4 protein-coding genes are annotated in these 5197 nt (G+C 69.7%); all 4 read right to left on the bottom strand.

Annotation, left to right across the window (positions count from 1 at the left end; genetic code table 11):
• Positions 1-84: 84 nt before the first annotated feature.
• Entirely contained in the window at positions 85-1584 is a 1500-nt protein-coding gene (gene mmsA / locus GA0115259_RS18165) for a CoA-acylating methylmalonate-semialdehyde dehydrogenase (protein WP_093597988.1), read from the bottom strand.
• 11 nt (positions 1585-1595) lie between these two features.
• Positions 1596-3479 (bottom strand): 3D-(3,5/4)-trihydroxycyclohexane-1,2-dione acylhydrolase (decyclizing), encoded by a 1884-nt coding sequence (gene iolD / locus GA0115259_RS18160; protein ID WP_093597985.1) that lies wholly within the window; start codon positions 3477-3479, stop codon positions 1596-1598.
• Entirely contained in the window at positions 3476-4405 is a 930-nt protein-coding gene (gene iolB / locus GA0115259_RS18155) for a 5-deoxy-glucuronate isomerase (protein ID WP_093597982.1), read from the bottom strand. Before iolB ends, iolD begins: the two co-directional genes overlap by 4 nt.
• A 16-nt stretch (positions 4406-4421) precedes the next feature.
• A partial coding sequence (locus GA0115259_RS18150; protein ID WP_093597979.1) for a Cgl0159 family (beta/alpha)8-fold protein occupies positions 4422-5197 on the bottom strand: 776 nt, incomplete at its 5' end.

Below are 5197 nucleotides of genomic sequence, written 5' to 3'. Positions count from 1 at the left end.
GGCGGCCCGTACGGACATCGCTGTCCGTACGGGCCGCCGCTCACGCGCTCGGGTCCGTACGCGGGCCCGGTCTCAGCTCTCGGCTCAGTGGTTGCGCGGGAATCCCAGGTCCACGCCCGCCGGGGCCTCCGCCGGGTCGGGCCATCGGGTGGTGACCACCTTGCCGCGCGTGTAGAAGTGCACGCCGTCGTTGCCGTAGATGTGATGGTCGCCGAAGAGCGAGTCCTTCCAGCCGCCGAAGGAGTGGTAGCCGACGGGCACCGGGATCGGCACATTCACTCCGACCATGCCGGCCTCGATCTCCAGCTGGAAGCGGCGGGCCGCGCCTCCGTCACGGGTGAAGATCGCCGTACCGTTGCCGAACGGCGAGGCATTGATCAGCTTCACGCCCTCCTCGTACGTCTCCGTGCGCAGCACGCAGAGCACCGGGCCGAAGATCTCGTCGCGGTAGGCGTCGGAGTCGGTGGAGACCCGGTCGAGCAGGGACAGTCCGATCCAGTGGCCGTCCTCGAAGCCGTCGACCGTGTAACCCGTGCCGTCCAGGACGACATCAGCGCCCTGGGCCGCCGCTCCCGTGACATACGAGGCGACCTTGTCTCGGTGCGCCTTGGTGATCAGCGGGCCCATCTCGGACATCGGGTCATTGCCGGGCCCGATCTTGATCTTCTCGGCGCGCTCACGGATCTTGGCGACCAGGTCATCACCGATCGCGCCCACCGCGACGACCGCAGAGATCGCCATACAGCGCTCACCGGCCGAGCCGTACGCCGCGGAGACGGCCGCGTCCGCGGCGGCGTCCAGATCGGCGTCGGGCAGGACGAGCATATGGTTCTTGGCGCCGCCGAGCGCCTGCACGCGCTTGCCGTTGGCGGAGGCCGTCGTATGGATATAGCGGGCGATCGGCGTGGAGCCGACGAAGGAGACCGCCGCCACATCCGGGTGTGCGAGCAGGGAGTCCACCGCAATCTTGTCGCCGTGCACGACATTCAGCACGCCGTCGGGCAGCCCTGCCTCCGCGGCCAGCTCGGCCAGCAGATTCGCGGCCGACGGGTCCTTCTCACTGGGCTTCAGTACGAAGGTATTCCCGCACGCGATCGCCAGCGGGAACATCCACATCGGCACCATCGCGGGGAAGTTGAAGGGCGTGATGCCCGTGACCACACCCACCGGCTGGCGGATCGCCGCCACATCGACCCGGTTGGAGACCTGCGTGGACAGCTCTCCCTTGAGCTGGGTGGTGATCCCGCAGGCCAGCTCGACAATCTCCAGACCACGCGCGACCTCGCCGAGCGCGTCCGAGTGGACCTTGCCGTGCTCGGCGGTGATCAGCGCGGCGATGTCGTCACGGTGTGCGTCGAGCAGCGCGCGGTAGCGGAAGAGGATGCCGGTGCGCTGGGCCAGGGAGGAGGTGCCCCAGGTGGCGTACGCGGCCTTCGCGGCGGCGACGGCGCTGTCCACCTCCTCGGCGGAGGCCAGTGCGACCTGCGTGGTGACGGCGCCGGTCGCCGGGTCGGTCACCGGGCCCCAGTTGCCCGACGCGCCCTCGACGGTCTTGCCACCGATCCAGTGGTTGACGGTCTTCATTGCGTGCTCCTTCACAGATGACGGCGGCGGGCGGCAACGTGCCGGTCGTACTCCTCGCGGGCCTTGACCGCGGGCGTACGGGTCGCTGTCTCGGCCACGGGAACATCCCACCACGCCTGGGCCGGGGGCACGCCGGACATAGTGTCTGCCGTTTCGGTCTCCACGTAGACACATGTGGGGACGTCGGCCGCGCGCGTCTCGGTCAGGGCTTCGCGCAGGTCACGGATGGTCTTGGCGCGGATCACCCGCATTCCGAGCGAGGCCGCGTTGGCCGCGAGATCGACGGGCAGCGGAGCACCGGTGTACGTACCGTCGGGCGCCCGGAAGCGGTAGGCCGTACCGAATCCCTCGGCGCCGACCGACGCAGAGAGCCCTCCGATGGAGGCATACCCGTGGTTCTGGAGGATCACCACCTTGAGAGGCAGCCGTTCCTGGACGCCGGTGACGATTTCGGTGGGGTTCATCAGATACGTACCGTCCCCGACCAGGGCCCAGACGGGCCTGCCCGGGTCCGCGAGCAGCACACCGAGGGCGGCCGGGATCTCGTAGCCCATACAGGAGTAGCCATATTCGACGTGGTACTGGTCGTGCGAGCGGGCCCGCCAGAGCTTGTGGAGATCGCCGGGCAGCGAGCCCGCCGCGTTGATGAGGATGTCCTCGCCGGTGACGAGCGCATCGAGCACGCCCAAGACCTGGGCCTGGGTGGGCCGGGCCAGCTCCTCGTCGGCGGCGAACGCGGCGTCGACGCGATACTCCCAGCGCTCCTTGTCCTCGCCGTACTCGGCCGCGTACGAGGGCGCGACCCGGTGGCCGCCGGCCTCGGCGAGTGCGGCGGTCAGTCCTTCCAGGGCGGTAAGGGCGTCCGCCACCAGCGGGTGGGCCGCGAGCTTATGGGCGTCAAAGCCGGTGACATTCACATTGAGGAAGCGGACGGCCGGGTTCGAGAAGAGCGTGGCGGACGCGGTGGAGAAGTCCGACCAGCGGGTGCCGACACCGATGACCAGATCCGCGGTCCTGGCCAGTTCATCGGCGGTGGCGGTGCCGGTGTGGCCGATCCCGCCGACATCGCAGGGATGGTCATGGGGCAGCGAGCCCTTGCCCGCCTGGGTGGAGGCGACCGGGATGCCGGTGGCGTCGGCGAACGCGGCGAGCGCCTCCTCCGCCGCGCTGTAGTGGACTCCGCCGCCCGCGACCAGCAGAGGACGGGCGGCTGCCCGTACCAGCCGCACCGCATCGGCGAGTTCATCCGGGTCGGGCGCCTGACGGCGGACCCGCCAGACACGCTCGGCGAAGAACTCCTCCGGCCAGTCGAACGCCTCCGCCTGCACATCCTGCGGCAGCGCGAGAGTGACGGCCCCGGTCTGCGCGGGATCGCTGAGCACACGCATCGCGGCGAGCGCGGCCGGGATCAGCGCCTCGGGACGGGTGACACGGTCGAAGTACGCCGAGACCGGGCGCAGGGCGTCATTGACCGAGACATCGCCCGCTGAGGGGACTTCGAGCTGCTGGAGAACGGGATCGGCGGGACGGGTGGCGAAGGTGTCACCGGGGAGCAGCAGCACCGGAAGGCGGTTGATGGTGGCGAGTGCCGCACCGGTGACGAGATTGGTGGCGCCGGGGCCGATGGAGGTGGTCACGGCATGGGCGGAGAGGCGGTTGCTCTGACGGGCGTAGCCGACGGCGGCGTGGACCATGGCCTGTTCGTTCCGTCCCTGCAAGTACCTCATCTCGTCCGTGGACTCGACAAGGGCCTGGCCGATACCCGCCACATTGCCATGCCCGAAGATGCCCCAGACGGCGTTCACCAGCCGCTTTCTACGGCCGTCCCGTTCGGTGTACTGCCGGGACAGGAAGGTGATCAGCGCCTGGGCGACGGTGAGACGGCGTGTGCTCATCGGGGGCCCTCCTCGGCTCCGTGAAGCGGCGGTTCGACGTCTTGGCGCGGCGGTTCGGCTCCGTACAGCGGCAGTCGCGGGTCCACGGCCTGCTCCGGCCACGTGTTTCTGATCCAGCCGTGGTCGGGGTGGTCCCGGATCAGCCACTCCCTGGACTCGCCCGGCCCCGCCATCACATTGAGGTAGTACATGTCGCGTCCCGGCGCGGCGATGGACGGCCCGTGCCAGCCGTCCGGGATGAGGACGGTGTCACCCGTCCGGACCTCGGCGAGAACATCCGTACCACCTGGGCGCGAGGGCGAGACCCGGTGGTAGCCGAGGCCGCCGCCGCCGATCTCGAAATAGTAGATCTCCTCCAGCTCGGACTCGATGCCCGGGAGGTGCTCGTCGTGTTTGTGCGGTGGGTACGACGACCAGTTGCCGCCGGGAGTGAGAACCTCGACGGCGATCAGACGGTCGCAGTCGAAGACATCGGCGGCGGCGAAGTTGTTGACCTGGCGCGAGCAGCCGCCCGTGCCGCGCAGCTCGACCGGAACCTCCGGCGCGGGACCGTAGCGAGCGGGGAGTCGTCGCTCGCACCTCGCTCCTGCCAGGGCGAAGCGGCCTCCCGCACCGGAGGCGATCTGTGCGTGGGCATCGCGCGGAACGTACGCGAAGTCCGTGACTCCGCTGAACACGCTTTCCCTGCCCAGCAGTTCAAAGAACTCGCCCTGCGTGTGCACCGTACAACCGCCGGTAAGCGGAAGCACGATCCACTCGCTGTCCCCGGTGGCCAGGGAGTGGGTACCACCGGGCGGGAGTTCCAGGACGCGGAGACTGCTGTGGGACCAGCCGGCCCGCTCGGGATCGATGTCGAGGGTGTACGGGCCCGTCGCGGCGCTGCCCGCGGGCACATACCGCTCCGGCTCTTGGTGGTCGGTCGTCATGATGTCTCCGTACCCCCTAGAGCAGCCCCACGGCGGTGTCGACGGCTCCCGCTACATCACCGTCGACCGGATAGAGCAGCGAGCGGCCCACGACAAGGCCCTGGACCGTGGGCAGCCGCAGCGCCCTGCGCCACTTCTCGTACGCGCCCTCCTGGTCGCCTCCGATGTCGCCGCCCAGCAGGACGGCGGGGAGTGTCGAGGTCTCCATCACCCGGGCCATATCGTCGGGGTTCTGGGTAACGGGAACCTTCAACCAGGTGTACGCGGAGGTACCTGCCAGCCCCGATGCGATGGCGATCGAGCGTGTCACGGCCTCCGCGCCCAGATCTGTACGGAGCCGTCCCCCGACGCGCCGGCAGATGAACGGCTCCACGAAGACCGGCAGCCGGCGCTCGGCCATGGCGTCTATGGCGCGGGCGGCGGAGTACATGGTGTCCAGGGAGCCCGGGTCCTCGTAGTCGATACGGAGCAGCAGCTTGCCCGCGTCGAAGCCGAGCCTGGCGAGATCCTCGGGACGGTGTCCGGTGAAGCGGTCGTCGAGTTCGAAGGCGGCGCCCGCGAGACCGCCGCGGTTCATCGAGCCGACGACCACCCGGTCCTCCAGGGCGCCGAGCAGAAGCAGGTCATCAAGGATGTCGGCGCTGGCGAGCACACCGTCGACGCCCGGGCGCGACAAGGCCAGACAGAGCCGTTCCAGCAGATCGAGCCGGCCGGCCATGGCGAGACGGCGGTCCCCGACGGCGAGTGCGCCACGGGCCGGGTGGTCCGCGGCGATGATCATCAGCCGGCCGG

Origin of the sequence: Streptomyces sp. MnatMP-M17 (genome assembly GCF_900091995.1) — a bacterium.
In the GTDB taxonomy this organism is placed as follows: Bacteria; Actinomycetota; Actinomycetes; order Streptomycetales; family Streptomycetaceae; genus Streptomyces.
The sequence above is the reverse complement of the archived record's forward strand: the minus strand, read 5'-3'. Positions and strand labels throughout refer to the sequence as shown.